Genomic DNA, 26,745 nt, shown 5'->3' on the forward strand with positions numbered 1-26,745 from the left:
GCTGTCCTCGAGACCAGCCGGATGACCCTGGCCGGTTCGCTCACGAACGCGCGCCCGACAGACCCCGCCGTTCCCGGTATCTCATTACCATTCTCCTTGCGAGGGTGATTTCGGCAAGCCTATGGCCCATCCGGCAGGATGGGCCATAGGCTCTTTCAACCCAGAGTTGTTCTGAGGGTGTTGTCTATTCCAGGATGCCGCAGGCGGCCGGATCCGTTGCTTCTGCAGGCAGGTTCGGGTCGAGCTCGCTTGGACCCTGGCTGAAGTCATACTCGCCGTTGCCGTTGTAGTCGACGCCATGGATCACGACGACGCCTTCGCCCTCGCGGATGGAATCAGCGATCTCTTTCGCCGTTCCTGTTTCGTTGGGGCCGGGGTATCCGGTTCCCGCCACCTTGGTGATGTGGAGATTGTCGCGGCTGTAGTGGTAGCTGCCGCTCTCAGACACCGGGAAACGGGTGACGTCCAGGAAGCTGGCCGGTGAGGTATCCCCTGTCGTCGTCAGTGAGACGACGACCGGTCCGTAGGCGGGAATCCCTTCCACGGTGTTCAGGCGGCCATCACCGTTGCTGTCCAGTGCGATGGTGGGGCACTCCATCATCGCCTGGTTGCCGTAGTGAATGTGCTGAGCGTGCGGGGCATCTGGCGTCAGCCCGGAGGCGTGCACTTCAATGTGCTTGATCTTCTGGTTGCGAACTGTCGCGGTTGCAGTTCCGGATGCCCCGGAGCCGTTGAGTTCCTTGAGGTTCGCGGTCAACGTCACCGTTTTGGGGCTGCGTTCGGATTGCGTGGTCTGCGCTTGAGCTGCTCCGGACCCGAGTACGGCTGCGGCGAACAACGCAACAGTCGAAACTCCGAGAATCCCGATGGAATGTCGTTTCACGATTTACTCCTTGGTCAGCGGTCAACGAGGAGATCCCGTTGATCATAGGTGGTTCGGAGCGGACAGTAATGAGGTTTGGTCATGTATACAAGGCCGGGTGCGTGTCGGTCATCCGAATCGGTCTCAGAGAGACGACTTCCTCGTCGTGGAACTGATCAGTGTGGCTCCCACGAATCGGAGGGAACGGCAGGTCGCAGGTTTGCCGGTCCATCCACAGGGTTCTTGAACTAAGGTTAGCCTTGCCTCAGTTTGACTGCGGGGGAAAACTTCGACCAGAGACAGCCGTGCGCACCGACAAAACATACGATGCATTCCCGCCCGTAAAACTATGCGCGGTAGAACCACTGAGGAGCGCCCAACGCGACCCGGTGGGCGGTCTTGAGGCCCTCCGACTCCTCTCCGGCGATCCGTCCGCGACTGCCCTTGTGACCGCGAATGGAACCATAAACTACGCCGAACTGGACGAACTGGTCCGTGACCGGCGGGAATTATTGGGAGACGGCCGCCGACTTGTCATGGTGTCGTGCGCGAACGCCCTGGAGCCCCTGGTGACTTATCTCGCCGCGCTCGCGGCGGGGCATCCAGTTCTCCTCATCGCAGGCGACGGGGACGAGCCGAGCCAGGAGCGGAACAGGAACGGGCTCCTTGAGCGTTACGACCCCGACGTGGTTTTGGCGCCCGTCGGCGGCGAATGGCGTCTGGATGAGCGACGCGAGGGAAGCCGGCACACGTTGCACCCTGAGCTGGCACTGCTGCTCAGCACCTCGGGCTCGACAGGATCGCCGAAACTCGTTCGGCTGTCACGCGAGAATGTGCGCAGCAATGCGAGAAGCATCGCCGACTACCTCGCCCTGACCGAGCAGGACCGGGCGGCCACAACCCTGCCGATGCATTACTGCTACGGCCTCTCAGTCGTGAACAGCCACCTGATCTCCGGGGCGAGCCTGCTCCTCACCGAGCGTTCGGTGGTCGAGTCTGAATTCTGGAACGAGTTCGACGCGGCAGGGGCCACCTCCTTCGCCGGCGTTCCCTACACCTTCGACCTTCTCGATTCGACCGGATTCGCTGGGCGCCAACATCCGAGCCTGCGCTACATCACTCAGGCCGGCGGCCGGCTCGGCCCCGACCGGGTGCGCGATTACGCCCGGCTGGGGCAGGAACGTGGATTCGATTTCGTCGTCATGTACGGACAGACAGAGGCGACCGCACGGATGGCCTACCTGCCGCCGGAGTCGGCGGCGACCCGGCCTGAATCCATCGGAATCCCGATACCGGGCGGGCAGTTCCGCATCGACGACGCCGACGAGCACTCGGTCGGTGACCTCGTGTACACCGGGCCGAACGTCATGATGGGATACGCGGAGAGCCCGGAGGGACTCGCCGCTGGACCGACAGTGGGGGATCTGCGCACCGGCGATCTAGCCCGCCAGCACGACGACGGACTCTTCGAAATCGTCGGGCGGAGCAGTCGCTTCGTCAAGATATACGGCCTGCGGATCGATCTCGACCGGGTCGAACGGCTCCTTGACGACGACGGCGTCGAAGCGAGGGCGGTGAACCATGAGGAACGCCTTGTGGTCTTCGTGCGAGAGCGGTGGGCCCTCGGGCTCGTCGCGCCGATCGCCGCGGAGGCGCTTGGCTTGCCCGATCACAGCGTCCGGGTGCACCTTGTCGCGGAGTTCCCCCTGACGTCCAGCGGCAAGCCAGACACCGCGAGCCTGCTCCGGGAGGCGGCGCTCCTCGAGCGCAAAGCCCCGTTGGTGGATCGCAGAGGGACCGTGACGGCGGAGAATATTCGGGCGCTCTACGCAACCCTCCTCGACCGCCCGGATGCGGTCCTGGACGACAGCTTCGTCGCGCTGCACGGCGACTCGCTCAGTTACGTCGAGGTCTCGGTGCGGCTCGAGCAGATGCTCGGCACGCTCCCCAGGGACTGGCCCGCGAAATCGGCCCGGGAGTTGGCCAACCGCCGAACCGCACCGACCGGGGCGCGACCCCGACGGTCGCTGGCGCGCATGGAGACATCCGTCTTGCTGCGGGCTATCGCCATCGCGCTCATCACTGGGACGCACGCCAACCTCTTCCACATACAGGGCGGTGCTCACCTGCTGCTCGGAATCCTGGGCTACAACCTGGCCCGATTCCAGTTCGCCGATGTACCTCGGCCGATGCGGCTCGGGAAGCTTCTGCGCAGCGCCGTCCAGATCTTCGTCCCGGCCGTGCTGTGGATCGGTGGAGTTGGCCTGATTGGAGGGATGTACGAACCCGCGACGGTCTTCATGCTGCACAACCTGCTCGGCGGCGACGAACGCTGGACGGTGCAATGGCAGTACTGGTTCCTGGAATCCGTCGTGTGGACGATCCTTGGCCTGGCGCTTCTCTTCTGCGTGCCCCAGCTCGACCGGATCGAGCGCCGATACCCCTTCGTCTTCGCGGCGTCCTTCTTTGCGGGGGCGCTTCTGCTTCGCCTGCTGCTGACCGGAGGGGTCGAGGCCGGGCCGACCGAACGGTATTCGCTGCCGATCGTGCTCTGGCTCATCGCTCTCGGCTGGCTCATCGCACGTTCCACGAACGTCACGCGGCGGGTGCTGAGCTCGGCGGTCGTCGTGCTCTCCGTTCCGGGCTTCTTCGGCGACCCGGCCCGCGAGGCGACCACGATAGCGGGACTGCTTCTTCTAATCTGGCTTCCGGCCGTGCCCCTCCCGCGGATTCTGGTGCCGGTGCTGAGCGTCACGGCCTCGGCCTCGTTGTTCGTATATCTCGTCCATTGGCAGGTCTTCCCGCTTTTCGGGAACGACGGACCGCTGCTCGCCACCCTTGCCTCCTTCGCGGTGGGTATCCTCGCCTGGCGAGGGTATTCCGCACTGAGCGCTTGGTGGACTCGTCATCCCGCGGTCGCAACCCGCACGCTTATGACCAATGTATTCGCGACAAGAACGTCAGCCGGTCGCCGGCGGTGATGTTGGGCTGGATGAGCGGGGCATAGTTCGGGGCGAGGTCGGGTGCGGTTAGGAACGCGGGAGACGTCGTCCCCCGATGAGCAGCCAGAAGATCATGGCGGTCTCGCCCACGAAGCCGAACAGGCCGAAGGTCGGGGTGAAAGCGGGTGCCACCACCAGGCCGATGAGGTCGGCAATGTAACCGATGCCGGCGAGACCGATCAGGATTCCAAAGACCTTCGGCATGAAGCCGGAGCGGATCGACAGATAGGCGATCAGGAGGAGATGCACCCCGAACAGGCCCAGGGCGGTGTTCCAGATCGACGAGAACGAGTCGATGTCGGCCAGCGCGACTTCCGGGGTGTCGAGGTTGTTGAAGGCGACCACGAGCCGGCTGAGGGCGACCATGAACCACCCGGCGAAAGCGATTCTGATCAACCCGGCAAGAGCGGAGACGACACGGCTGACGGGTTGAAGAGCGCGTAGGTGCCGGCGGCGGCGATGACGTCCAGCACGACGACGACACACAGCGCGCCGATTCCGGCGAGCCACAGCGCCGGCGAGGCGGAAATTGCATCGGTCGTCTTTTCCGCATCACCGGCGGTCACGAGGCCGTTGATGGCGATGAAATAACCAAAGATCGAGAGGAACACCATGGCCGTGAGGGCGGTGCCCGTTACGAGCGCTCCGGTTCGCTGCGACCAGCGGAAGGGGTTGAGTGTGGCAGCCGGCGCTGTGGCGCTGGGCGCGGGGTGGAGGTGAGTGGTCATGGCTCGTATCCTTACTGCATCTGTGGCTAAAACTTACGATGTATGCTTATGTTGTAAGTAAGATATATGTACGTGGTAAGGTTTGTCAGCGGATATGAGTGCGGGAGAGAGACTTGGCAGCAGCACGTGAAGCAGCACCCGCACCCCGAGCTCGTTTGAACCGCGAGCGGGTGATCGCTGCCGCCGTTCGCCTTGCCGACACTGAGGGGCTTGAAACCCTCACGATGCGGCGTCTGGGCGAGGACCTGAACGTGAAGGCCATGTCGATCTATAACCACGTGGCCAACAAGGATGACCTCATCAACGCCATGGCCGATGCGATCTTCAGCGAGATCGAATTGCCGTCACACAGCGATGAGTGGAAGCCGGCAATCCGAAAGCGCTCGATCTCATTCCGGGATGTCCTCGCCCGTCATGCTTGGGCTACGACCGTTCGTGACTCCGGAACGAACCCGGGACCGGGCACCCTCCGGCACCACGACCGGGTGATCGGAACCTTCCGCAACGGCGGTTTCTCGATCGCGAAGACGGCCCACGCGTTCTCCGCTGTCGACAGCTATATCTACGGGTTCGCGATGCAGGAGAAGAGCCTGCCCTTCACCACGCCGGAAGAGACGGCAGCGATGGCCGCGATCATGCTGGCGCAGCTGCCCACAAGCGAGTACCCGTACCTGGCTGAACTCACGGCCGACCACGTCTTGAAGCCCGGATACTCCTATGGGGATGAATTCCTGGTCGGGCTCGACCTCATGCTCGACGGACTCGAGACCATGCGAGACACCGATCAGGCCTTTGAATGAATGAGGGCGTCATGAGACACACGTGACGGGCACCCATTGACATTCCACGCGGCATCCGCGCCCCGGTTGTCACCTACACGGTGGTGGCGTCATCGACCTGGCCGACGAGCTCCTCGATGATGTCCTCGAGGAACAGAACGCCCGTGGCGACTCCGTCAGCGTCGAACGATGTGGCGACATGCGCACCGAGGCGCCGCATTGACGCCAGGGCATCCTCGAGCTCGCTGCCCCGGAACACGGAGGCCAGGCGACGGATGCGTTTGGCCGGCACCGGCTCCGTGAACGTGCTCCCGGAGGTGAGGTCCATCACGTCTTTCAGGTGCAGGTAGCCCGTGGGCTGCCCGTCGACGTCAGTGAGGATGTACCGGGAGTAGCCGTGCTGGGCGACGGCCCGCTGGATGTCGGCGGGTGACGCGGATGCCGGCAGGCAGACCATTGAGCCGATCGGCACCTCCACGTCGGAGACTCGCTTCGAGGTGAACTCGAACGCGGCGGAGAGGGTGCCCGAAGCATCCGTCAGGAGACCCTCGCGGGTGGACTGCTCCACGATGCCGGCCACCTCGTCGAGGGTGAATGCGCTGGTCGCCTCATTCTTCGGCTGCACCTTGAACAGGCGCAGCACCCCGTTCGCCAGCCAGTTCAGGCTGACGATCACCGGGTTGAAGATGCGGGCGACGAGGACGAGCGGCGGCGCCAGGATGAGCGCGGCGCGGTCGGGCACGGAGAAGGAGATGTTCTTGGGCACCATCTCGCCGAACACCACGTGCAGGAACGTCACGAGCGCGAGCGCGCTCGCGAAGGCGATCACGCTGATCGCGCGCTCAGAGAGTCCGGTCAGGGCCAGCGGGTACTCCAGCAGGCCGTGGATGGCCGGCTCGGACACGTTCAGGATGAGCAGCGAACACACGGTGATGCCCAACTGGCTGGTCGCCAGCATCAGGGTCGCGTGTTCCATCGCCCAGAGGGTGGTCTTCGCCGCCTTGTTGCCGCGGGCGGCGAGCGGCTCGATCTGCGACCGGCGGGCCGAGATCACGGCGAACTCGGCGCCCACGAAGAACGCGTTGACGGTCAACAACACGACGAGCCAGATCAGGCCCGGCCAGTACTCACTCATGGGTCAGGTCCTTCTGGATTCGGGTGACGATTCGGTCGTGTCTGGTGGCCAGGCTCGGATCGTGCTCGGGGTCTTCGGGGGTGTAGCGCACGCGCTGAACCTGCACGCCATCGACTCGGTCGATCCGCAGGATGCCACCGTCGACGGGGACCTCGTCGCCGAGTTCGGGAATGCGGTCGAGCTGATCGGCGATGAAGCCCGCGACGGTCTCGTAGTCGCCGTCCTCGGGCACCGTGACGCCCGTCCGATCGAACAGCTCGTCCGGCCGCCAGCCGGCGTCGAACACCACAGAACGACCCGAACGGATGACGCCGGCTTTCGCCCGGTCATGCTCGTCTTCCAGCTCGCCCACGAGTTCTTCGACGAGGTCCTCGAGCGTGACAATGCCGGCCGTTCCGCCGTATTCGTCCGCGACGACCGCGATCTGGAAACCCTGTCTGCGCAGCAGGCCCAGGAGCGTGTCGACGGCCATCGACTCGGGCACACGCAGTGCCTCCACCTTCAGCTCGTCGGCGGTGACCTGGTCGCGTTGCGCCAGCTCGACGGCGAAGGCCGCCTTGACGTGCAGCACCCCGACGATGTCGTCGGAATCCCTGTCGATCACGGGGAAGCGGGAGTAGCCGGTGGCCGTGGACAGGGCCAGGATGCTCTCGGCAGAGTCGGTGACCTTGACCGAGGACATCCGTACCCGGGGGGTCATGACGTCGTCGACCGTGTGGTCGGCAAAGCGCAGCGTGCGGTGCAGCATGGCCGCGTGGTCGTTGTCGAGCACGCCTTCCGTCGCCGACCGCCGCACGAGGAAGCTGAGCTCTTCGGCGCTGCGGGCACCCGAGAGTTCCTCTTTCGGCTCGATGCCGACCAGGCGGATCAGGGCGTTGGCGGTGTTGTTGAACAGCAGAATGACGGGCTTGAATACGGCGGTGAACAGGGCCTGCGGGGGCAGCACGATCTTTGCCGTGGCCAGCGGCACGGCCAGGGCGAAGTTCTTCGGCATGAGCTCGCCGATCACCATGGAGAACAGGGTGGCCAGCGAAATGGCGATGATGGTGCCGAGCAGCGGCACGAGTCCTTCGGGCACGCCGGCGCCCGTGAGCGGCCCGGTCAGCAGCGAGCTGATGGCGGGCTCGAAGGTGAACCCGGTCAGCAGGGTGGTCAGCGTGATGCCGAGCTGCGCGCTGGACAGGTGCGTGGAGGTGATCTTCAGGGCCTTGATGGTCGGGCCGAGGCGTTTCTCGCCGCGTTCCTGCCGGGCCTCGAGCTCGTTGCGGTTCAGGGTGACCAGGGAGAATTCGGCGGCGACGAAGATGCCCGTTCCGACGGTGAGGAGAAGCCCGACCCCCACCATCGCCCACTCAAACAGCATGTGGCCCTCTCAGACTCGGGCGCAGGATGTCGAGGCGTGGCTGGATGGGCGAGGGTTTATCAGGGTCCATGAGGAGGGTAAGACTATCGGGCGGTGCCCGGCTGTGGCTGGGAAACTCTCGGTTCCAGCCTCCCTAAGCTCGTCGCGTGGGCGGTGCTCTGGTCGGCTTCTCCATCATCGGATTCGTGATCCTGGTGGGCTGTCTCGTCGCGCTCCTCGGCATCATCGGCGTCGGCGCCGGGCTGGCCATCAACCGGGTGTTCTTTCACACTCCGATGGCTGAAACCATGCTGGGTGCGGCTGCTCCTGGCGTTCGGCATGTCGTTGCACGGGGAGCGCCTGCTCAAGGCGGGATCGGCGCGCAAACGCGTGGCGGCGGCATCCGTCATCAAGGGGGTCGTGATGCCGGTGGTGCCTACATCTTCGGCCGGTTCGTCTCCGGCTGGACGCTGCGAAGCTGTTCGCGGTGGTGGCCGTCGCGGCGCTGCCTGCCCCGATCTAGCGGCCGGCCGGCCGATGGCCGAGCACGACATCGATCGCTCGAAGCCGAACACGGCTCCGGACCACAAAGCGAGGGAATGCCGGCCGAGCTGAGTCCGACGCCCTACGCCTCGTTCCGAACGAATTCGACGGAGATTTTGCTTTAGAAAGCGTGTTTCGGTTCAAAAACGGGTGCTTGACTAAAAATCTCCGTCGAATTGGTTCGACGCCGGGCACAGCCTTCCGCCTTCGATGAACCGAGGCCACTCGGTGCGGTCAGCTCTGACCTTGCGAAAGCGACACAACCAAACGATTCGGACTCACTCATCTAACACCGGGGGCCGCCGTCGCAGCCAGGGGCGCAGCATCCGGGTGATCTGGGGCATGACCAGGAAGGTCCTGGCCCCGCTGAGCCCAGCGCGTGGCCGCAGAGATGCGGGTCGGCTCGACGCGGCGGGTGACGGAGACGGTGACGGAGGTCGCTGGGCGCGCTTGTGGCGATCTTGTGGCGATACTGTGGCGCCCCCAGGGTATGGAAGTCATTGTGCGAGTAGCGCCGCCGCGCTCGCACGCGCCGTTGCCGGCACGTTTCCGGCTCGGTGCGCCGGTTAGAAGATCATCGGGCGGTCGTCGTCTTCGCCCTCGAGGGCCAGCTCCACGACCACGGGAACGTGGTCGCTCGGCGCATCACCCTTGCGCTCATTGCGGTGGATGCTCGCCGCGGTCACCAGATCCGCGAACGCGGGGGAGCCGAGGATGAAGTCGATCCGCATGCCCTCGTTGCGGGGAAACCTCAGCTGTTTGTAGTCCCAGAAGGTGTAACCCTCCGGAGCCAGCGGGCGCACCACATCGAAGATGCCCTCCGCCTCGAACGCGCGGAACGCGGCCCGCTCGGGCTCGGAGATGTGAGTGGATTTGCCGGGAACGAAGCTCGGGTCACCCATGTCACGCTCGAATGGGGCCACGTTCCAGTCGCCCATCAGTGCGAGGGCCAGGTGCGGGTCGCGAGCCAGTTCGTCCCGGGCGTGCGCGCGCAGGCGCTCCAGCCAGTCCAGCTTGTAGGCGAAGTGCGGGTCGTCGATGCTGCGTCCGTTCGGAACGTACAGGCTCCACAACCGCAGGTCCTCCACCGTGACGCCGAGCGCCCGGGCCTCGAGCGGGAGGCCGGGACCCTCCTGGCCCTTCAGAAAGCCGGGCATGCCGGGGAAGCCGGTGGCGACATCCGTCATCTCGAGGCGACTGGCGAACGCGACGCCGTTCCACTGGCTGAGGCCGTGGACGGCGAGCTCGTAGCCGGCGTCCTCGAACGCCTGCGCCGGGAACTGCGGAGGCTTACATTTGATCTCCTGCATCGCGAGCACGTCGATGTCCTCGCGCACCATCCAGTCGACGACCCGGCCGACTCGGGCACGGATGGAGTTGACGTTCCAGGTGGCGATGCGCATGCTTCCAGCCTATTTGACGGATGCCGCTCGGGCGTTTCTAAGTGGGGAGGGGAGTTCTCGGAGCCGTGAGTGACAGGATCGAACCACAACGAAAGGCAGGGCGGTACCCATGACGGATTTGCAGATCGGCTACGCGGCGATGCTGGAGCAGTTCGCGCCCGCCGAGGCGGTGGCCCTGTCGGCCTACGCCGAGGAACACGGGTTCACCGGGGTGATGGCGGCCGACCACTTCCAACCGTGGGTGCCCGCCCAGGGTGAGTCCTCGTTCGTCTGGAGCGTGCTCGCGGCGATCGGTGAGCGCACGAAGGGGGACCTCGGGCCCGGCGTCACCGCGCCCACCTTCCGGTGGCACCCGGCGATGGTGGCGCAGGCCTCCGCGACGCTCGCCTCGATGTACCCCGGCCGGCACTGGCTCGGCCTCGGCTCCGGCGAAGCTCTGAACGAGCACATCGTCGGCCAGTATTGGCCGGAAGCCCCCGAGCGCATCAATCGCATGTTCGAGGCCATTGAGATCATCTCCAAGCTGTTCACCGCCTCCATCGCAGGCAAGGACGTCAAGCACTCCGGCCAGTTCTACAAGCTCGAGTCGACCCGGCTCTGGACCATGCCCGAGGTGGCCCCGGAGATTCTCGTCGCCACCGCCGGCCCGGTCACGGCCAAGCGCGCCGGGCGTCACGCCGACGGCCTGATCACGGTCGGAGCCCCGCTGGAAAAGATCTCGATGCTGTTCGGCAAGTTCGACGACGGCGCCCGGGATGGCGGCAAGGACCCGGCCGCTATGCCCAAGGTGCTGCAGCTGCACATGAGCTGGGCCGAAACCGACGAGGAGGCCATGCGGAACGCCCTGGTCGAGTGGCCGAACGGCGGGATGAAGTTCCCGAAGGGGGATATCCGTTCACCGTTCGAATTCGAGCAGATCGCCAAACTCGTTCGGCCCGAGGACTTCGAGGGCCGCATGATCATCTCAGCCGACCCCGACGACCACCGGGCCTACATCCAGAAGTTCGTCGACCTCGGCTTCGACCGCATCTACCTGCACAACGTGGGCCGCAACCAGCGCCAGTGGATCGACGTTTTCGGCGCATCCGTGCTGCCGAAGCTCGTGCGCTAGTGGTGCCAGAACCAACCGGCCTGCACGTTTTCGTGCTGGGGGGCATCGGTGAGGTCGAGGCCGGCGCAGACCTCGCTGCGCTCATCGCCGACGCGGCAGGCAGCCGCCTGCGCGACGGCGACATTCTCGCGGTGACAAGCAAGATCGTGTCCAAGGCCGAGGGCCGCCAGGTGCGGGCGGCCGATCGGGAACAGGCGATCACCGACGAGACGGTGCGGGTCGTCGCGACCCGCGCCTTTCCCGGCGGGATGACGCGGATCGTCGAGAACCGCCAGGGCCTGGTGATGGCGGCGGCCGGCGTCGATGCGAGCAACACCCCCGACGGGTTCGTGCTGCTCCTTCCCGTCGATCCGGATGCCTCCGCGCGCGCCCTCTGCGCAGCCCTCCACGAACGCACCAGCCTGCGGCTCGGCGTGCTGATCACCGACACCGTCGGGCGCCCGTGGCGTGAGGGCCAGACCGACATCGTGATCGGAGCCGCCGGAGTCACGGTTCTCGACGACCTGCGCGGCACGACCGATGCGTCCGGCCGGCGCCTCGACGTGACCGTCGCCGCGGTCGCCGATGAGATCGCCGGCGCGGCCGATTTGGTGAAGGGCAAGACCAGCGGCAACCCGGTCGCGGTCGTGCGCGGGCTCGGTCGCCTCGTGGGCGAGCCCGACGACGCGGATACGCGCGGAGCGACCCGGCTGCTGCGGCCGAGCGAGAACGACATGTTCCGGCTGGGGAGCGCCGAGGCGCACGCCGAGGGTTTCTCGGAGGGGTACGCGGCGGGGCTGGCCGCTGCCGCCGTCGACGCGGCATCCGTCGTTTCCGTCACCGAATGAGCTGGGTGGCGATCGTGCCCGTCAAGGGCAACCCCGGGGCGAAGAGCCGGCTGGGCGAGCGGCCTGATCGGGCCGGGCTGGCGGATGCCTTCGCTCTCGACACGGTCGCGGCCCTGCTGGCGGCGCATGGTGTCGACCGGGTGCTGGTCGTCACGGGCGACGGTGAACTTTCGGGTCGGCTGGCCGAGCTCGGGGTCGACATCGTGCGCGAGGCCCCGGTGCGCGAATCGATCCTGCCCGCAGACCCGTTGAACGCGGCAATCCGGCAGGGACTGATGGTTGCCCGCGGGGCATTTCCGGAGGCGAACCTGGCCGTGCTGACCGGCGATCTGCCGGCGCTGACGCCCGCGGATGTCGAGCGCACTCTACACCTCGCCGCCGCGCACGATCGCAGTTTGGTGCCCGACGCGGCCGGAACCGGCACCACGGCTCTGCTCGCGCTCGCCGGAGTCCCGATCGAGCCTCGGTTCGGGGTTGGGTCTCGGGCCGCCCATGAGGCCGCCGGCCATGTGCCGCTCGTGCTGGCGGCATCCGTTTCGATCCGTCACGACGTCGATACCGCCGCCGACCTTGCGGTGGCGCAGCGGCTCGGTCTCGGGCCGCACACCCTCCTGGTCGTCGAGGCCCCGGGGTCGGCCGCCGCGCGCTGATCGGCGCGTCGCTACAGTCAGAGATTTTTCGCGAAACGCCGGGTCACCCCAGGGCGCCGTGAGCGGCGTGTCGCAAAAATCTCCGAGGTTACGTGCACGCCCGTTGCGGCAGGGAGTCGAAACTGTTGCCGCCATGGATGGAGCTGCCGCGGCTGTGCTACTGCCGCTCAGACGACGGAGTGGGTGCCGCGAGCGAAGGCGAGCGCATCCGCCGCGAGCCGCATGGTTGTCGCGGCATCCCGCATCCAGAGCGGCACGGCGACCGAATGGATGCCGGCGGCCGCCAGCGCCGGCAGCGCGCCGGCATCCGTCTCGTCCACCAGCCACCCGTCGAGCACGCCGCCCGCGGCGCGGGAGCCGTAGTGCAGGCCCACGGCCTCGGCCGTAGTCTCGACGCCGATGGTGTGCAGGCAGGCGTCGGCCATGCCGCGCACAGCCGCGCCCGCGATGATCGGCGAGACGCCGACCACCGCGGCGGTGCTGGAACGCAGGGCGTCCCGGATGCCCGGTACGGCGAGGATCGTGCCGACCGAAACGACCGGGTTCGACGGCGGCAGGATCACCAGGTCGGCCGTCATGATGGCGTCGACGACGCCCGGCGCGGGTACTGCGGACTCGAGTCCGACCTGCACGAACTCGGTCGCCGGAACGCCGGCGCGGTAGCGCACCCACCACTCCTCGAAGTGGATCAGCTCGCCGGCCCGGTGCTCATCGGCATCCATAGCCAGTCGGGCATGTGTCTCGACGGGGATGTCGCTCATCGGCAGCAGGCGCGCCCCGGGCTGCCATCGGCGGCAGAGGAACTCGGTGGCCTCGCTCAACGTGGAGCCGTTCCGGAGCAGGTCGCTGCGCACGATGTGGGTGGCCAGATCCAGGTCGCCGAGCGTGAACCAGGACCAGCCATGCCCGTAGGCGGCGATTTCAGCGGAGGCGCGGCGGGACTCCTCGGGCCGCCCCCAGCCCTGCTCCTCGTTGATGCCTCCGCCGAGGGTGTACATCACGGTGTCGAGGTCCGGGCAGATGCGCAGCCCGTCCAGCCACATGTCATCGCCCGTGTTCACGATCACCGTCACCGTCGCCTCCGGCTCGGTTTCCGCCAGGTGCTTCAGCAGCCCGCGGGTGAACCGGGCGCCGCCGATGCCGCCGGCCAGAACGGTGATGGTCGTCATCTGTGCGCTCTTCCGTGCTGGGTGACTTCGGGTTCACGGGGAAACGGGAAGGCCGGAATCGGCGTGGATGGAGCGAACACGATCACCGGATGCCCGCCGCGCGGATGTGGGATCACGTCGCAGTCCACGCCGTAGACCTCCGCGATGGTCGCCGGCCGCAGCACCGCCTCGGGGGTGCCGGCCGCGACCAGTCGCCCGTGGTGCAGCAGCAGGATCTGGTCGCAGAACGCGGCGGCCAGATTCAGATCGTGCAGGGCCATGATCGCGGTCAGGCCCGTGCCGGCCGCGCCCGCGCAGAGCCCGCGCACCTGCCCGAGCAGCCCGATCTGGGCGCTCACATCGAGGTGGTTGTTCGGCTCGTCCAGCAGCAGCAGACTCGGCCGCTGCGCCAACGCTCGGGCGATCTGCGCGCGCTGCTGCTCGCCGCCGCTGAGCGTATGCCACGCCCGGTCGGCGAGGTCGCTGCCGCCGACCACGGCCAACGATTCCTCGGCCACCCGGTGGTCGTCGTCGCCGCCGAAGCTGCCGAGCACCCGGCTGCGGTGCGGGATCCGGCCGAGGAGCACGACCTCGCGCACCGTGAGGTCGACGCTGGGCGCGGCGTTCTGTTCGAGCAGCGCCACCCGCCGGGCGGTCTCGCGCCGCGACAGACCGGACCCTCTGCCGGATCGCGCTCCGTCGAGTTCGACGCCGCCGGCATCCGGTGCCTCCAGCCCTGCGATCAGGCGCAACAGGGTGGACTTGCCGGCCCCGTTGGGTCCGAGCAGGCCGGTCACTGCGCCCGTGGGCACGACCGCCGACACATCGGTCAGAATCGGGGTGCCGTCGACCTGAAACGACACCCGGTCGAGGATCACGACCATGCGGCGGCCTTTCTGCTCTTGATCAGCACGATGAAGACGGGCACGCCGATCAGCGCGGTGATGATGCCCACGGGCAGCTCGCGGGGGTCGAACACCGTGCGGGCGACCGTGTCGGCCACGATCAGGAACAGGGCGCCGAGCACCACGGTCAGCGGCAGCAGGCGGCGGTGGCCGGGCCCGCTCAGGCCGCGCACCAGGTGCGGCAGGATCAGGCCGACGAAGCCGATGGCCCCGCTCACGGCCACCATGGCGCCGGTCAGTAGCGCCACCGCGCCGAGCAGTATCCACCGGGTGCCGTTGACGTTGATGCCGAGGGATGCCGCGGCGGTGTCCCCGAAGGTGAACGCGTCCAGACGGGTGGCCGAGAGCACGATCCCGGCGCCGACCACCACGAGGGCAGTGCCCGAGATGACGACGCTCGACCACGAGCTGCCGGCCAGCGAGCCCAGCAGCCAGTTGAGGATCTCCCGGTAGGAGTCGCCCTTGGCTGCCCAGAAGATGATGAAGGACGTACCGGCCGCACCCAGTTGAGCGATGGCCAGGCCCGAGAGCACCGCGCGCCCGGGCGTGATCGTGTTGCCGACCCGCGCGATGCTCAGCGTGGCGACGAGGGCTGCCAGCGCGCCGAGGAACGCCGCGGCCGGCAGCGCCACCGCGACGCCGAGAACGATCACACAGACCGCGCCGAGAGAGGCCCCGCTCGACAGCCCGAGCAGGTAGGGGTCCGCCAGCGGGTTGCGGGTCACCGACTGCATCACCGCGCCGCAGAGCGCGAGCCCCGCGCCGACAGCGGCCGCGGTCAGAACGCGCGGCAGGCGCAGCTGCCACACGATCGAGTCGGTCAGCGGGGCCACCCCGGCGGCGCCCGGCAGGCCGAGGTGCCCGGCGAGGCTCGCGGCGACATCCGTCAGGCTCACGTCGGCCGGACCGATGGTCACGGCCAGCCCCGCCGTGAGCACGAGGACCAGGACCGACAGGGCGAGCCAGCCCAGGTAGCGCGCGCGCCCGGCCACGCGACGGCTCTGGGCCGCCGTGCGTTCCGGCTGCTGCAGCTCCACCCGATCCACCCGATCCACCTGCCTCGCCTGTTCCGTCGTGTCTGTCCCGTTGGTGCTGTCCTGGCGTGTCCAGCGTCGTGCGTCGTGCTCTGGCGCCGGTCGCTAGCCGGCCGCCGTCGACCCGAGCGCGTCGAGCTGTTCGATGGTTGACGCGGCGGCTTCGACGTTGCGGATGCCGGCCTCGGTGGCCGCGAACGGCAGCACGATGTAGCGCTGGTTCTTCACGGCGTCGAGTTGCTGCGTGGCCGGGTTCGTCTCGAGGTTCGCGATCTTCGACTCCGCGGTGTTCCAGGTGGCGTCGACGAGCACGATCACGCTCGGGTTCGCCTCGATGACCGACTCCCAGCCCACCGAGGTCCAGGTGTCCTGCACGTCGGCGAACACGTTGGTCAGGCCCGCGGCCGCCATGATCATGTTGGGCGAGCCGATGCCGGCGCCCACGTAGGGAGTGTCGGTGCCGCTGGAATACCAGAGCGCGGTGGTGTCCGCGGCGGCGGGGTCAAGGGCCGCGAGGGTCTTCTGCTGATCGGCGACCAGGTCGGCCGCGGCCTCTTCGGCGCCGAAGATCGCGCCGGCCTCGGTGATCTCGGCGAACACGGAGTCGAAAGTGAGCGGGTCAGGCATGTAGCCCTCGCCCTTGCAGGCGGCGGGGGAAACGTAGCTGCCGATGCCGAGGTCGGTGAGGCTCTGGCGTTCGCCCACGCCCTCGGCCGAGAAGTTGGACTCCCAGCCGCCGTAGACGAAGTCGGGCGTGAGTCCGAGCACGGCCTCCTGGCCGGGCACGAAGTCGCTGACCACGAACAGGCCTGCGCCGGCCTTCTCGAGGGATGCCGGCAGCGGGCCGTCGAGGAACGCCGAGCCCACGATGCGATCGGAGAGGTCCAGTGCGAGCAGCAGCTCGGTCGTCGACGACTTGATCGTCACGATCCGTTCGGGCGCGGCCTCCACGATCACGTCGGTGCCGCAGTTGTCGATCGTCATCGGGTAGCCTCCACCCGTGCCGGCGCTCGCGCCCGGCGCGGCACTGGGCGCGGCGACGGGACTCGCCGCAGCGCATCCGCTCGACAGCAGGGCAGCCGCCGCAGCGACCACCAGCAGGGGACCACGCAACGAACGTAATTGGGACATGTTACCGATCCGGTTCAGGGCCACGAGAGCTGGTGAATCGTCGGTATGAGCGCGCCATGGCGACGATTCACCCGCTCTGGCGAGCACAGGGAGAACTGCGGGGCAGGAAGGGTGCGACCGAGCACGTGTCGGCGACCTGCCGCCCAAGTCGGGGCCGGCTCAACCGGTCAGAGCCAACCGGCGGTCTTCGTTCAGCCTAGGCCAGAACTTCGGCGCGGCCCATCCCGGGCGAGCGGGGCGATGGGGGACGGATGTCCGGCGCGCCCGGGATACTCAATGCGGCCAGTCGCCGGGCCGGTGAGAGTCAGTTTCGTCCTCTGCTTAGTTGAAGACCATTCCGCCGTCGACCAGAATCGACTGTCCGGTGATGTAGCCGGAGTCGGGGCCAGCCAGGAACGAAACGACCCCCGCGACCTCGGACGCTTCGGACAGGCGGGCGAGGGCGATGCCGTTCGTGAACTGATCCCAGCCCCACTCTTCCGACTGGCCCGCGTCGGCTGCCACCTTTTTCGCGAGCTCCTCCATGAGGGGCGTCTTCACGATGCCGGGGGCGAAGGTGTTGACCGTGATGCCGAATTGGGCCAGGTCCTTGGCGGCTGTCTGGGACAAGCCACGAATGGCGAACTTGGTGGCCGAGTACAACGCGATGCCGGGGTTCCCGACGTGACCGGCCTGGGACGCAGCACTGATGATCTTTCCACCGTGGCCGAGCTCTTTGAACGCCTTGGTGGCTGCCTGAATGCCCCACACCACGCCGTTGAAGTTGATGGAGAATATTTTTGCGATGCTTTCCTGGGTGATGTCATCGATTGGAGACGTGGGGGCGATGCCGGCGTTGTTGACGATGACGTCGAAGCCCCCGAGCTCCGTGACAGCCTGCTCGACCGCGGCGAACACGCTGTCTCGGTCGGAGACGTCGACGTGCAGTGCGAGTGCTCCGCCCTCCTTGCCTCCCAGGGATTCGGCAACTGCGCCTGCGGTCGCACGGTTCAGGTCGGCGATGGCGACCTTGAAGCCGTCAGCGTGGAGTCGCTCAGCAATGGCCTGACCAATCCCCTGTCCACCACCGGTAACGAGTGCGACTTTTCCGTTTTCTGTGCGTGCCATGGTATTGATTCCAATCTCGATTATTCGCAACCTGCCGGCGAGTCGATGACGTCATGTCAAGGCAGGACAGGAGTTTTACTGATCCGATACGCACGGCGCCAGCAGCGCGGCGCGCACCGAGAATTTCCGGCGTCGTCGCGGCGGATGAGCTGCCCCGAGGGTGAACCTCTCGGGGTGAATCTGAGACATCCCCGTTTTTTGTGTCGATGTTGTCTAAGAACTCCAGCAGCAGACGAGGCATTACCCCCATTGTAGGCGCGATCGAGTGATATTCGGTCGGCCAGTGACCCCGTGCCCGACCGCGACGATAACGGTTTGCATGAACCCTTGCCACCGGCAGATTCGCTCGACAGGATGATATACGCGTTAGTCACACAGAAAAACAGCACCAAATGTTTGCGTCGAAGACTAATAAGCCCGGACGCTGTCGTTCGGCTCAACGGTGTTCCGTCACTGGCGAATGTGGAGACAAGATGACTGTAGTTCGGGCCGCAATCACCCAGACCGAGTGGACGGGCGACCAGGAGTCGATGATCAAGAAGCACGAGGGATTCGTGCGCACCGCCGCCGAAGCGGGAGTGCAGGTGATCTGCTTCCAGGAGCTGTTCCACGGCCCCTACTTCGGCATTGTGCAGGACTCCACGTACTACGACTACGCGCAGAGCGTGCCGGGACCACTCGTGGAGCGGTTCCAGAAGCTCGCCGCCGAGCACACGATGGTGATCGTGCTCCCCGTCTACGAGGAGGAGCAGCCCGGCGTGCTCTACAACACGGCCGCCGTGATCGACGCCGACGGCACCTACCTCGGCAAGTACCGCAAGCACCACATCCCCCACCTGCCCCAGTTCTGGGAGAAGTTCTACTTCCGCCCCGGAAACGCCGACTACCCCGTCTTCGACACCATGGTCGGCAAGATCGGCGTCTACATCTGCTACGACCGGCACTTCCCGGAGGGCTGGCGGGTGCTTGGCCTGAACGGCGCCGAGATTGTCTTCAACCCCTCAGCCACCAAGCCCGGCCTCTCGAACCGGCTCTGGGAGCTCGAGCAGCCGGCCGCCGCCGTCGCCAACCAGTACTACATCGGCGCCAACAACCGCATCGGCACCGAGACCGAGGAGTTCGGCGCCGACGCCGTCACCTTCTACGGCAGCTCCTACTTCGTCGACCCGCGCGGCAACTACGTCGGCGAGGTGGCCTCCACCGACACCGAGGAGGTCGTCATCCGCGACCTCGACCTGGGCGTCATCCGAGAGGTGCGCAACTCGTGGCAGTTCTACCGGGACCGCCGTCCCGACTCCTACGGCCCGATCGCCCGGCCGTAGCCAGGGGCGCATCGTGACGACCCTGATCCAGAACGGCACCGTGGTCAGCGCGACCGGCCGGGTGCAGGCGGATGTCCTCATCGACGGCGAGATCATCGTCGCCGTGCTGGCACCTGGCTCGGCTCTCCTCGGGAACGACCTCGCCGCATCCGTCGACCGTGTGATCGACGCCACCGGCAAGTACGTGATCCCCGGCGGCGTCGACGCGCACACGCATATGCAGTTGCCGTTCGGCGGCACCGCGGCCAGCGACACCTTCGAGACCGGCACCCGGGCCGCGGCCTGGGGCGGCACCACCACCATCGTCGACTTCGCGGTGCAGAGCTACGGCCAGCGGGTCTTCGACGGTTTGGCGGCCTGGCACGAGAAGGCGGCCGGAAACTGCGCCATCGACTACGGGTTCCACCAGATCATCGGCGACCTCAACGAGGACTCGCTGCAGGCGATGGACGGGCTGCTGGACGAGGGCATCTCCAGCTTCAAACTGTTCATGGCCTATCCCGGCGTCTTCTACTCGGATGACGCCCAGGTGCTGCGCGCCATGCAGAAGTCCGCCGAGACCGGGCTGATGACCATGATGCACGCCGAGAACGGCCCGGCCATCGACGTGCTCGTCACGCAGCTGCTCGCAGAGGGCAAGACCGACCCCTACTACCACGGTGTCGCGCGCGCCTGGCAGCTGGAGGAGGAGGCCACGCACCGAGCGATCATGCTCGCGAACCTCACCGGGGCGCCGCTCTACGTGGTGCACGTGAGCGCCAAGCAGGCCGTGGAGCAGATCGCCGCCGCCCGGGACCACGGCCAGAACGTGTTCGGTGAGACCTGCCCGCAATACCTCTACCTGTCGCTCGAGGAGAATCTCGGGGCACCGGGGTTCGAGGGCGCGAAGTGGGTCTGTTCCACGCCGCTGCGCTCGAAGGCCGAGGGCCACCAGGACCACCTGTGGCAGAGCCTACGCACCAACGACATCCAGATGGTCTCCACCGACCACTGCCCGTTCTGCATGAAGGGGCAGAAAGAGCTGGGCCTCGGCGACTTCTCGAAGATCCCGAACGGCATCGGCTCGGTCGAGCACCGCCTGGACCTGCTCTACCAGGGCGTCGTCAACGGCCGCATCTCGCTCGAACGCTGGGTGGAGATCACCGCGACCACCCCGGCACGGATGTTCGGGCTGTACGGCAAAAAGGGGGTCATCCAGCCGGGCGCCGACGGCGACATCGTGATCTACGACCCGAACGGCCACACCTCGATCGGCCTGCCCGTCAACGGGAATGGCAAGACCCACCACATGAACATGGACCACTCCGCCTGGGAAGGCTACGAGATCGACGGTCACGTCGACACCGTTCTGTCCCGCGGCAAGGTCATCATCGACGACAGCTCCTATCTCGGCTCCAAGGGTGACGGCCGGTTCGTCAAGCGCGGCCTGAGCCAGTACCTGATCTAGACGGGACCCCAGATGGACTTCGGAGCAGTGCTGCAGACCAACCCCCCATCCGCCCGCACCGTGCAATTGGCCAAACTGGCCGAGGCGCACGGCTTCAGCCACGTCTGGACGTTCGACTCGCATCTGCTCTGGCAGGAGCCCTACGTCATCTACAGCCGCATCCTCGCGGAGACGGACAGGATCATCGTCGGACCCATGGTCACCAACCCGGGCACCCGCGACTGGACGGTCACGGCCTCCACCTACGCGACGCTGAACGAGATGTACGGCAACCGCACCATCTGCGGCATCGGCCGCGGGGATTCGGCGGTGCGGGTCATCAACGCAACCCCCACCACCCTGAAGACGCTGCGCGAGTCGGTGCACGTGATCCGGGAACTCGCGAACTCCCGGTCGGTCGAATACAACGGCGCGACCCTGCAGTTTCCGTGGAGCCGCGGCTCCACCCTTGACGTGTGGGTGGCGGCCTACGGGCCCCTCGCGCTCAAGCTCGCGGGCGAGGTCGGCGACGGTTTCATCCTGCAGATGGCCGACCTCGACGTGGCCGAGTGGATGATCAAGACCGTGCGGGAGGCCGCGGCGAAATCCGGCCGCGACCCGATGGCGGTCAAGTTCTGCGTGGCCGCGCCCATGTACATCGGCGACAATTGGGGCCACATGCGCAACCAGTGCCGCTGGTTCGGCGGCATGGTCGGCAATCACGTGGCCGACATCGTCGCCAAGTACGGCACCGAATCTCATGTGCCGAAGGCCCTCACCGACTACATCATTGGCCGGCAGGATTACGACTACAACGAGCACGGCCGTGCCGGAAACGCGCACGCCGAGTTCGTGCCCGACGAGATCGTCGACCGGTTCTGTCTGCTCGGCACCGCGAAGGACCACATCGAAAAGCTCGAGGCCCTGCGCGCCATCGGCGTCGACCAGTTCGCCGGCTACCTGCAGCACGACAACAAGGAAGAGACGATGCGCGTCTACGGGGAGACCGTGATCCCGGCGATGACCGAGCCCATCGTGGCAAAGAAATGACCCGATTCAGGTGAATGGTGCAGACTTCAAGCCGATCGAGGTCACACTGAAGGAGGGCGATCCACGGCCTCACCATCTCAACGCAGAGAGAAAGAAATCGATATCTGTGAATGACATCACTTCCCCAAGCGCCACGGCCAGCCGCAACGAGCTCGCCTACGACCTTGACCGGGCGCACGTCTTCCACTCCTGGTCGGCCCAGGGTGCCCTCAAGCCGCTGGTGATCGCCGGCGGGCAGGGCTCCCGGGTCTGGGATTATGACGGGCGCAGCTATCTGGACTTCTCCAGCCAGCTCGTCAACGTGAACATCGGCCACCAGCATCCGGCCGTCACCGCGGCCATCATCGAGCAGGCCGGTCGGCTCGCCACGGTGGCGCCCTCCACGGCGACCCTGACCCGCGGCGAGGCCGCCCAGCGCATCGTCGAACGGGCGCCGGAGGGCTTCAACAAGGTCTTCTTCACCAACGGCGGGGCGGATGCGATCGAGAACGCGATCCGCATGGCGCGCCTGCACACGGGCCGCGACAAGGTGCTCTCTACCTACCGCTCGTACCACGGCAACACGGGCGCGGCCATCGTCGCGACCGGCGACTGGCGCCGCATCCCGAATGAGTTCGCCCGCGGGCACGCGCACTTCTTCGGCCCCTACCTCTACCGCAGCGAGTTCTGGGCGACCAGCCCCGAGCAGGAGTCGGAGCGGGCCCTGCGCCACCTCGAGCACGTGATCCAGAGTGAGGGACCCGCGGGCATCGCGGCCGTGCTGCTGGAATCCATCCCCGGCACCGCCGGCGTGCTCGTGCCGCCGCCCGGCTACCTCGCCGGCGTGCGGGCCCTCTGCGACCGGTACGGCATCATGCTGATCCTCGACGAGGTGATGGCCGGCTTCGGCCGCACCGGCAACTGGTTCGCGTTCGACGGCTTCGACGTGGTGCCGGACCTGATCACTTTCGCGAAGGGCGTCAACTCCGGTTATGTGCCCACCGGCGGTGTGATCATCTCCGACCCCATCGCCCACGACTTCGACACCACGGTCTATCCCGGTGGCCTCACCTACAGCGGACATCCGCTGGCGATGGCGTCGATCGTGGCGGCCCTGGACGCCATGAAGAACGAGGGCATCGTGGAGAACGCCGCCCGGATCGGGCGCGACGTGCTCGCCCCCGGGCTCGCCGAGCTGCAGGCTAAGCACCCGATCATCGGAGAGGTGCGCGGGGTCGGCGTGTTCTGGGCGATGGAACTCGTCTCCGACCGGGAGACCCGCCAGCCGCTCAGCGGCGCCGTGATGGGCCGGATCAAATCGGAGCTGCTGGCCCGCAACCTGCTGCCGTTCCTGGCCGAGAACCGCATCCACGTGGTGCCGCCCTGCGTCGTCACCGACGCCGAGGTCGCCGAGGCGCTCACTATCTACGACGAGGTCCTCAGCCTCGACCGGCTTGTCTGACGCCCCGCGCACCCTCACCCCGACTCGATGAAGAGAATGAAGAGAGACGAACGCCCATGACCGAACTGCCCCTCATCACCCACTGGGTCGACGGGGCTCCCCTCCGGGGAGCCTCGACCCGCACCGCGCCCGTCTTCAACCCCGCCCTCGGCGCCGTCGCGAAGAACGTAATCCTGGCCAGTGCCACCGACGTCGACACCGCCGTCGCCTCCGCCCACGCTGCCTATCCGCTCTGGCGCGACACATCCCAAGCCAAGCGCCAGGGCGTGATGTTCAACTTCCGCGAACTGCTGAACGCGCGCAAAGGCGAGCTGGCCGACATCCTCACCGCCGAACACGGCAAGGTGACCTCGGATGCGCTCGGCGAGATCGCGCGCGGCCTCGAGGTCGTCGAGTTCGCGCTCGGCATGCCGCACCTGAGCAAGGGCGAGTACTCCGAGAACGTGTCCACGGGCGTCGACGTCTACACGCTGCGCCAGCCGCTCGGCGTGGTGGGCATCATCAGCCCGTTCAACTTCCCAGCCATGGTGCCCCTCTGGTTCTTCCCGATCGCCATCGCGGCCGGCAACACGGTCGTGCTCAAACCGAGCGAGAAAGACCCGTCCGCGTCGAACTGGATGGCTGCCCTGATGACCGAGGCCGGCCTGCCCGCCGGTGTGCTCAACGTCCTGCACGGCGACAAGGAAGCCGTCGACGCCCTGCTCGTGCACCCCGACGTGCAGGCGATCTCGTTCGTCGGCTCCACGCCGATCGCGCAGTACATCTACGAGACGGCCGCCCATCACGGCAAGCGCGTGCAGGCCCTCGGCGGCGCGAAGAACCACATGCTCGTGCTGCCAGACGCAGACCTGGACCTGGCCGCGGATGCCGCGGTCAACGCCGGCTTCGGCTCGGCCGGTGAGCGCTGCATGGCGATCAGCGTGGTGGTGGCCGTGGAACCGGTCGCTGACGACCTGGTCGCGAAGATCACCGCGCGGCTGAAGAGCCTCAAGGTGGGCGACGGCATGCGCGGATGCGACATGGGACCTCTGATCACGAAGGTACACCGCGACAAGGTGGCGTCCTACATCGACCTCGCCCAGACCGACGGAGCCGAGGTCGTCGTGGACGGCCGCGGTATCGAGGTGGACGGTGACGCGAGCGGATTCTGGCTCGGTCCGACCCTCTTCGACAAGGTCAGCACGGACTCGGACGTCTACCTCGACGAGATCTTCGGCCCGGTGCTCTCCATCGTGCGGGTCGCCAGCTACGCCGAGGGACTCGACCTGATCAACCGCAGCCGCTACGGCAACGGCACGGCCATCTTCACCAACGACGGCGGTGCGGCCAGGCGGTTCCAGAACGAGGTGCAGGTCGGTATGGTCGGCATCAACGTGCCGATCCCGGTGCCCGTGGCCTACCACTCGTTCGGCGGTTGGAAGGACTCCCTGTTCGGCGACGCCAAGGCCTACGGCCCGGCCGGGATCGCCTTCTACACCCGAGAGAAGGCCATCACGAGCCGGTGGCTGGACCCGAGCCACGGCGGTATCAACCTGGGCTTCCCACAGAACGCCTAGGGGATGAGGGCGTGCTTGGCCTGCACGCGGGCGGCCTCGGTGCGGAGCACCTCCAGAACGGTGCGCACGGCGAGGCGCTCGGCCCGATCGGGGCGCATCAGCGCCACGATTTGCCGTTCGGCGTCCACCCCGCGGAGCGGCTTGAGCACGAGGCGGCCCGGCTGGTCGCCGCCCCAGGTGTACCGGGGCACCAGAGCGATGCCGAGGCCTGCCACGACGAACGCTTCGATCACCCGCAGGTCGGCGAACTGCTGGGCGACGGTGATCTGACTCCCTGCCTTCTGCTCGATCTGGTGCAGGATGCGCTCGAACGGGTAGCCGGTCGGTGCGCCGATCCAGGTCTCGCCGATCACGTCCGCCGGGGTGATCCACGACCGGGAGGCCAGCCGGTGGTCGGCCGGCAGCCCGACGTCGAGCGGCTCTGTCATCAGCGGGACCACCGTCAGTCCGCGCCCGCCCCATGGAAGCTGGCCGCGCAGGCTGTAGGCGAGCACGATGTCGTACTCCGCCGTGAGCGCGGGGAAGTCGCTCAGCTCCGGGTCCTTGTCGGTGCAGTTGACGATGAGTCCGGGCACGGCGGCGATGCTTCTCACCGCTCCCGGCAGCAGCATCTCGCCCGCGGTCGGAAAGGTGACCAGGCTCACCTCGCCCGTGGCGTCGTTGCGGAACTCGTCCCAGACCGCCCGGGCGCGGGCGAGGGCGACCGCGACATCCGTCGCGCTGCGGGCCAGAGCGCGGCCGGCATCCGTCAGAATGAGGCCGCGACCGCTGCGCTCGGTGAGCGGAAGGCCGGCCTCGCGTTCGAGCACTTTCAGCTGCTGCGAGACAGCGGATGGCGTGCGGTGCGTGGCGCGGGCAACCTCAGTGATGCTGTGGCGCTCGGCCAGTTCGCGGAGAAGTTCGAGTCGTTGGACATCCATGTAGTAACGCTACACACTCCGTGCAGAACTATGTGATTGTGCTGCAAAGTCAAAGATGATGAAATGAATACGTCGAACTCGAGCAATGGTGCCTCCGTCTCCCCGATACTCAACCCCATTTCCCGAAAGGTACGACCGTGTTTGTTCTTCTCGCCGTTCTCGTTCTCATCGTCATCTCCTCCGTCGTTGCCGTCGTCGTCGACGTGCACAAGGACGGATTCCGCCGCGTTCCCGAGCGCAAGCTCGTTCGTATCTTCTAGAGCAACGCCTGCTTCAGGTTCACCGACCGGGCGATGGCCTAAAGTTGGTCCTGTGACGGACACACGCCAGCAGCTCATCGCCCACATCTCGGCCGAGGCCGTTTTCCGCGGGGATTTCACTTTGACCAGCGGCAAGAAGGCGACGTATTACGTCGACCTGCGCAAGGTCAGCCTCGACCATCGCGTCGCCCCACTGATCGGCCAGGTCATGCTCGACCTGATCGCGCACATTCCGGATGTCACCGCGGTCGGCGGCATGACCATGGGTGCCGACCCGGTGGCGGCGGCCATCCTGCACCAGGGCGTGGCACGCGGAGCCGTGTACGACGCCTTCGTCGTGCGCAAGGAGCCCAAGGACCACGGCCGGGGCAAGCAGGTCGAAGGACCCGATCTCGCCGGCAAGCGCGTCGTCGTGCTCGAAGACACGTCCACCACGGGCGGTTCGCCCCTGGCGGCGATCGACGCGCTCCTCAAGGTCGGTGCGATCATCGCCGCCGTCGCCGTCGTGGTCGACCGGAACACGGGCGCGCGCGAAGTGATCGAAGCCGCGGGCTACCCCTATTACGCCGCGATCGGCCTTGAGGACCTGGGGCTGAACTAATGCCCACAAATGAGGTGCCCGGCGAGGACGGAATGAAGTGGCTGGCATCTCAGCTCGGTGACGGCGCGCGCCCGGCCCTGCCGGACGAATATTCGCCCCGCCAGTCGCCGCGGTGGCCGAGAACCTCCCGCATTGTTCCACCGGCACCCGCCGAGCCGACGACCCATACCGGCGTCTTCCTCTGGGGGCTCAAGCCGACCTCCCAGCCTGACCCTCGACTCGCCAAGGGTGCCGCGGCTCGGGCCGCCGCTGCTGCGGCTGGCGCTGCTGGTCCCGCTCCGGCGCCTCCTGCCGCTCCTGTGCCTTCGTCGGGAGCGACGCCTTCGGCTGGAGCGACGCCTTCGGCTGGAGCGACGCCTTCGGCTGGAGCGCCAGCGAATGTGACCGGATCCGTGCCGATCACGACCGCGGCCCTGTTCGTCCTGACGCCCGCAAACCCGCCGCGAGCTGCTTCTGCAGTCG

General features: G+C 66.9%; 25 protein-coding genes. 13 read left to right on the forward strand and 12 right to left on the reverse strand.

The window, feature by feature from the left end; translation table 11 throughout:
• Nucleotides 1-184 precede the first annotated feature (184 nt).
• Nucleotides 185-838 (reverse strand): CHRD domain-containing protein, encoded by a 654-nt coding sequence (locus E3N94_RS07290; RefSeq protein WP_134570011.1) that lies wholly within the window; start codon nucleotides 836-838, stop codon nucleotides 185-187.
• A gap of 413 nt (nucleotides 839-1,251) precedes the next feature.
• On the opposite strand from E3N94_RS07290, the gene E3N94_RS07295 reads away from it, so the two are divergent.
• Entirely contained in the window at nucleotides 1,252-3,843 is a 2,592-nt protein-coding gene (locus tag E3N94_RS07295) for an AMP-binding protein (protein WP_347232695.1), read from the forward strand.
• A 48-nt stretch (nucleotides 3,844-3,891) separates the two neighbouring features.
• Here the strand turns inward: E3N94_RS07295 and E3N94_RS17570 are convergent, their stop codons facing one another.
• Together E3N94_RS17570 and E3N94_RS17575 are read right to left on the reverse strand one after the other, a co-directional pair.
• Entirely contained in the window at nucleotides 3,892-4,260 is a 369-nt protein-coding gene (locus tag E3N94_RS17570) for a DUF4386 domain-containing protein (protein WP_166790078.1), read from the reverse strand.
• Entirely contained in the window at nucleotides 4,257-4,592 is a 336-nt protein-coding gene (locus tag E3N94_RS17575) for a DUF4386 family protein (protein ID WP_134570014.1), read from the reverse strand. The genes E3N94_RS17570 and E3N94_RS17575 overlap by 4 nt, the downstream gene beginning before the upstream one ends.
• Before the next feature lie 113 nt (nucleotides 4,593-4,705).
• Here E3N94_RS17575 and E3N94_RS07310 point away from each other — a divergent pair, with 113 nt between their 5' ends.
• A complete protein-coding gene (locus E3N94_RS07310; RefSeq protein WP_198416263.1) occupies nucleotides 4,706-5,392 on the forward strand; it encodes a TetR/AcrR family transcriptional regulator in 687 nt (228 codons plus the stop codon).
• A gap of 73 nt (nucleotides 5,393-5,465) precedes the next feature.
• Here E3N94_RS07310 and E3N94_RS07315 read toward each other — a convergent pair whose 3' ends face one another.
• Both E3N94_RS07315 and E3N94_RS07320 read right to left on the reverse strand, forming a co-directional pair.
• A complete protein-coding gene (locus E3N94_RS07315) occupies nucleotides 5,466-6,506 on the reverse strand; it encodes a hemolysin family protein (protein WP_134343172.1) in 1,041 nt (346 codons plus the stop codon).
• Nucleotides 6,499-7,866: a hemolysin family protein gene (locus tag E3N94_RS07320; RefSeq protein ID WP_134416263.1), complete on the reverse strand. Its 1,368-nt coding sequence runs from the start codon at nucleotides 7,864-7,866 to the stop codon at nucleotides 6,499-6,501. The genes E3N94_RS07315 and E3N94_RS07320 overlap by 8 nt, the downstream gene beginning before the upstream one ends.
• Before the next feature lie 149 nt (nucleotides 7,867-8,015).
• Here E3N94_RS07320 and E3N94_RS07325 point away from each other — a divergent pair, with 149 nt between their 5' ends.
• Complete coding sequence (locus E3N94_RS07325; protein WP_134343171.1) at nucleotides 8,016-8,516, forward strand: hypothetical protein; 501 nt, start codon at nucleotides 8,016-8,018, stop codon at nucleotides 8,514-8,516.
• A gap of 441 nt (nucleotides 8,517-8,957) precedes the next feature.
• Here E3N94_RS07325 and E3N94_RS07330 read toward each other — a convergent pair whose 3' ends face one another.
• On the reverse strand, nucleotides 8,958-9,794 hold the full coding sequence (locus E3N94_RS07330; RefSeq protein ID WP_134416246.1) for an exodeoxyribonuclease III: 837 nt from the start codon (nucleotides 9,792-9,794) through the stop codon (nucleotides 8,958-8,960).
• A gap of 109 nt (nucleotides 9,795-9,903) precedes the next feature.
• Here E3N94_RS07330 and E3N94_RS07335 point away from each other — a divergent pair, with 109 nt between their 5' ends.
• The 3 genes from E3N94_RS07335 to cofC are packed head-to-tail and all read left to right on the forward strand — an operon-like array spanning nucleotide 9,904 to nucleotide 12,382.
• Entirely contained in the window at nucleotides 9,904-10,905 is a 1,002-nt protein-coding gene (locus tag E3N94_RS07335) for a TIGR03557 family F420-dependent LLM class oxidoreductase (protein ID WP_104194343.1), read from the forward strand.
• Between the two features lie 2 nt (nucleotides 10,906-10,907).
• Complete coding sequence (gene cofE, locus E3N94_RS07340; protein WP_198416265.1) at nucleotides 10,908-11,732, forward strand: coenzyme F420-0:L-glutamate ligase; 825 nt, start codon at nucleotides 10,908-10,910, stop codon at nucleotides 11,730-11,732.
• Nucleotides 11,729-12,382, forward strand: coding sequence for a 2-phospho-L-lactate guanylyltransferase (cofC, locus tag E3N94_RS07345; protein ID WP_104100086.1), 654 nt, complete (start codon nucleotides 11,729-11,731; stop codon nucleotides 12,380-12,382). Before cofE ends, cofC begins: the two co-directional genes overlap by 4 nt.
• A 167-nt stretch (nucleotides 12,383-12,549) precedes the next feature.
• On the opposite strand, the gene cofD is transcribed toward cofC, so the two are convergent.
• The 5 genes from cofD to E3N94_RS07370 all read right to left on the reverse strand — a co-directional run bounded on the left by cofD (nucleotide 12,550) and on the right by E3N94_RS07370 (nucleotide 17,707).
• A complete protein-coding gene (gene cofD, locus E3N94_RS07350) occupies nucleotides 12,550-13,551 on the reverse strand; it encodes a 2-phospho-L-lactate transferase (protein WP_134570015.1) in 1,002 nt (333 codons plus the stop codon).
• Nucleotides 13,548-14,414, reverse strand: coding sequence for an ABC transporter ATP-binding protein (locus E3N94_RS07355; RefSeq protein WP_134570016.1), 867 nt, complete (start codon nucleotides 14,412-14,414; stop codon nucleotides 13,548-13,550). The genes cofD and E3N94_RS07355 overlap by 4 nt, the downstream gene beginning before the upstream one ends.
• Nucleotides 14,405-15,427: a putative F420-0 ABC transporter permease subunit gene (locus tag E3N94_RS07360; protein ID WP_134570021.1), complete on the reverse strand. Its 1,023-nt coding sequence runs from the start codon at nucleotides 15,425-15,427 to the stop codon at nucleotides 14,405-14,407. Before E3N94_RS07360 ends, E3N94_RS07355 begins: the two co-directional genes overlap by 10 nt.
• A 147-nt stretch (nucleotides 15,428-15,574) precedes the next feature.
• Nucleotides 15,575-16,600, reverse strand: a complete 1,026-nt coding sequence (locus tag E3N94_RS07365; RefSeq protein ID WP_134570017.1) for a putative F420-0 ABC transporter substrate-binding protein — start codon at nucleotides 16,598-16,600, stop codon at nucleotides 15,575-15,577.
• Between the two features lie 321 nt (nucleotides 16,601-16,921).
• Nucleotides 16,922-17,707, reverse strand: coding sequence for a (S)-acetoin forming diacetyl reductase (locus tag E3N94_RS07370; protein WP_104100090.1), 786 nt, complete (start codon nucleotides 17,705-17,707; stop codon nucleotides 16,922-16,924).
• A 473-nt stretch (nucleotides 17,708-18,180) separates the two neighbouring features.
• Here E3N94_RS07370 and E3N94_RS07375 point away from each other — a divergent pair, with 473 nt between their 5' ends.
• The 5 genes from E3N94_RS07375 (at nucleotide 18,181) to E3N94_RS07395 (ending at nucleotide 24,502) form a co-directional block, all read left to right on the forward strand.
• The gene (locus E3N94_RS07375; protein ID WP_134401165.1) at nucleotides 18,181-19,029 is read left to right on the forward strand and encodes a nitrilase-related carbon-nitrogen hydrolase; all 849 of its coding nucleotides are present in this window, start codon (nucleotides 18,181-18,183) and stop codon (nucleotides 19,027-19,029) included.
• Nucleotides 19,030-19,039: 10 nt separating this feature from the next.
• Nucleotides 19,040-20,476 (forward strand): dihydropyrimidinase, encoded by a 1,437-nt coding sequence (gene hydA, locus E3N94_RS07380; RefSeq protein ID WP_104100111.1) that lies wholly within the window; start codon nucleotides 19,040-19,042, stop codon nucleotides 20,474-20,476.
• A gap of 12 nt (nucleotides 20,477-20,488) precedes the next feature.
• Entirely contained in the window at nucleotides 20,489-21,505 is a 1,017-nt protein-coding gene (locus tag E3N94_RS07385; RefSeq protein ID WP_104100092.1) for a TIGR03842 family LLM class F420-dependent oxidoreductase, read from the forward strand.
• Nucleotides 21,506-21,611: 106 nt separating this feature from the next.
• Nucleotides 21,612-22,946: an aspartate aminotransferase family protein gene (locus E3N94_RS07390; RefSeq protein ID WP_233191270.1), complete on the forward strand. Its 1,335-nt coding sequence runs from the start codon at nucleotides 21,612-21,614 to the stop codon at nucleotides 22,944-22,946.
• Nucleotides 22,947-23,002: 56 nt separating this feature from the next.
• Nucleotides 23,003-24,502, forward strand: a complete 1,500-nt coding sequence (locus E3N94_RS07395) for a CoA-acylating methylmalonate-semialdehyde dehydrogenase (protein ID WP_134343165.1) — start codon at nucleotides 23,003-23,005, stop codon at nucleotides 24,500-24,502.
• Here E3N94_RS07395 and E3N94_RS07400 read toward each other — a convergent pair.
• Nucleotides 24,499-25,422, reverse strand: coding sequence for a LysR family transcriptional regulator (locus E3N94_RS07400; protein WP_104100094.1), 924 nt, complete (start codon nucleotides 25,420-25,422; stop codon nucleotides 24,499-24,501). The genes E3N94_RS07395 and E3N94_RS07400 overlap by 4 nt on opposite strands.
• 137 nt (nucleotides 25,423-25,559) lie before the next feature.
• Between E3N94_RS07400 and E3N94_RS17465 the strand changes: the two genes are divergently transcribed.
• Nucleotides 25,560-25,682, forward strand: coding sequence for a hypothetical protein (locus E3N94_RS17465; RefSeq protein WP_255408580.1), 123 nt, complete (start codon nucleotides 25,560-25,562; stop codon nucleotides 25,680-25,682).
• A 52-nt stretch (nucleotides 25,683-25,734) separates the two neighbouring features.
• A complete protein-coding gene (gene pyrE / locus E3N94_RS07405) occupies nucleotides 25,735-26,283 on the forward strand; it encodes an orotate phosphoribosyltransferase (RefSeq protein WP_134570018.1) in 549 nt (182 codons plus the stop codon).
• Nucleotides 26,284-26,745 lie beyond the last annotated feature (462 nt).

Origin of the sequence: Cryobacterium sp. Sr3, assembly GCF_004402835.1 — a bacterium.
GTDB lineage: Bacteria > Actinomycetota > Actinomycetes > Actinomycetales > Microbacteriaceae > Cryobacterium > Cryobacterium sandaracinum.

What these genes read in the sequence shown, in the direction of transcription:
- E3N94_RS07315 (WP_134343172.1), bottom strand. Translation starts at nt 6,506, where the DNA reads ATGAGTGAGTACTGGCCGGGCCTGATCTGGCTCGTCGTGTTGTTGACC.
- E3N94_RS07400 (WP_104100094.1), bottom strand. Translation starts at nt 25,422, where the DNA reads ATGGATGTCCAACGACTCGAACTTCTCCGCGAACTGGCCGAGCGCCAC.
- cofC (WP_104100086.1), top strand. Translation starts at nt 11,729, where the DNA reads ATGAGCTGGGTGGCGATCGTGCCCGTCAAGGGCAACCCCGGGGCGAAG.
- E3N94_RS07355 (WP_134570016.1), bottom strand. Translation starts at nt 14,414, where the DNA reads ATGGTCGTGATCCTCGACCGGGTGTCGTTTCAGGTCGACGGCACCCCG.
- E3N94_RS07395 (WP_134343165.1), top strand. Translation starts at nt 23,003, where the DNA reads ATGACCGAACTGCCCCTCATCACCCACTGGGTCGACGGGGCTCCCCTC.
- E3N94_RS17575 (WP_134570014.1), bottom strand. Translation starts at nt 4,592, where the DNA reads ATGACCACTCACCTCCACCCCGCGCCCAGCGCCACAGCGCCGGCTGCC.
- E3N94_RS07375 (WP_134401165.1), top strand. Translation starts at nt 18,181, where the DNA reads ATGACTGTAGTTCGGGCCGCAATCACCCAGACCGAGTGGACGGGCGAC.
- E3N94_RS07370 (WP_104100090.1), bottom strand. Translation starts at nt 17,707, where the DNA reads ATGGCACGCACAGAAAACGGAAAAGTCGCACTCGTTACCGGTGGTGGA.
- E3N94_RS07330 (WP_134416246.1), bottom strand. Translation starts at nt 9,794, where the DNA reads ATGCGCATCGCCACCTGGAACGTCAACTCCATCCGTGCCCGAGTCGGC.
- E3N94_RS07335 (WP_104194343.1), top strand. Translation starts at nt 9,904, where the DNA reads ATGACGGATTTGCAGATCGGCTACGCGGCGATGCTGGAGCAGTTCGCG.
- E3N94_RS07385 (WP_104100092.1), top strand. Translation starts at nt 20,489, where the DNA reads ATGGACTTCGGAGCAGTGCTGCAGACCAACCCCCCATCCGCCCGCACC.
- cofD (WP_134570015.1), bottom strand. Translation starts at nt 13,551, where the DNA reads ATGACGACCATCACCGTTCTGGCCGGCGGCATCGGCGGCGCCCGGTTC.
- E3N94_RS07365 (WP_134570017.1), bottom strand. Translation starts at nt 16,600, where the DNA reads ATGTCCCAATTACGTTCGTTGCGTGGTCCCCTGCTGGTGGTCGCTGCG.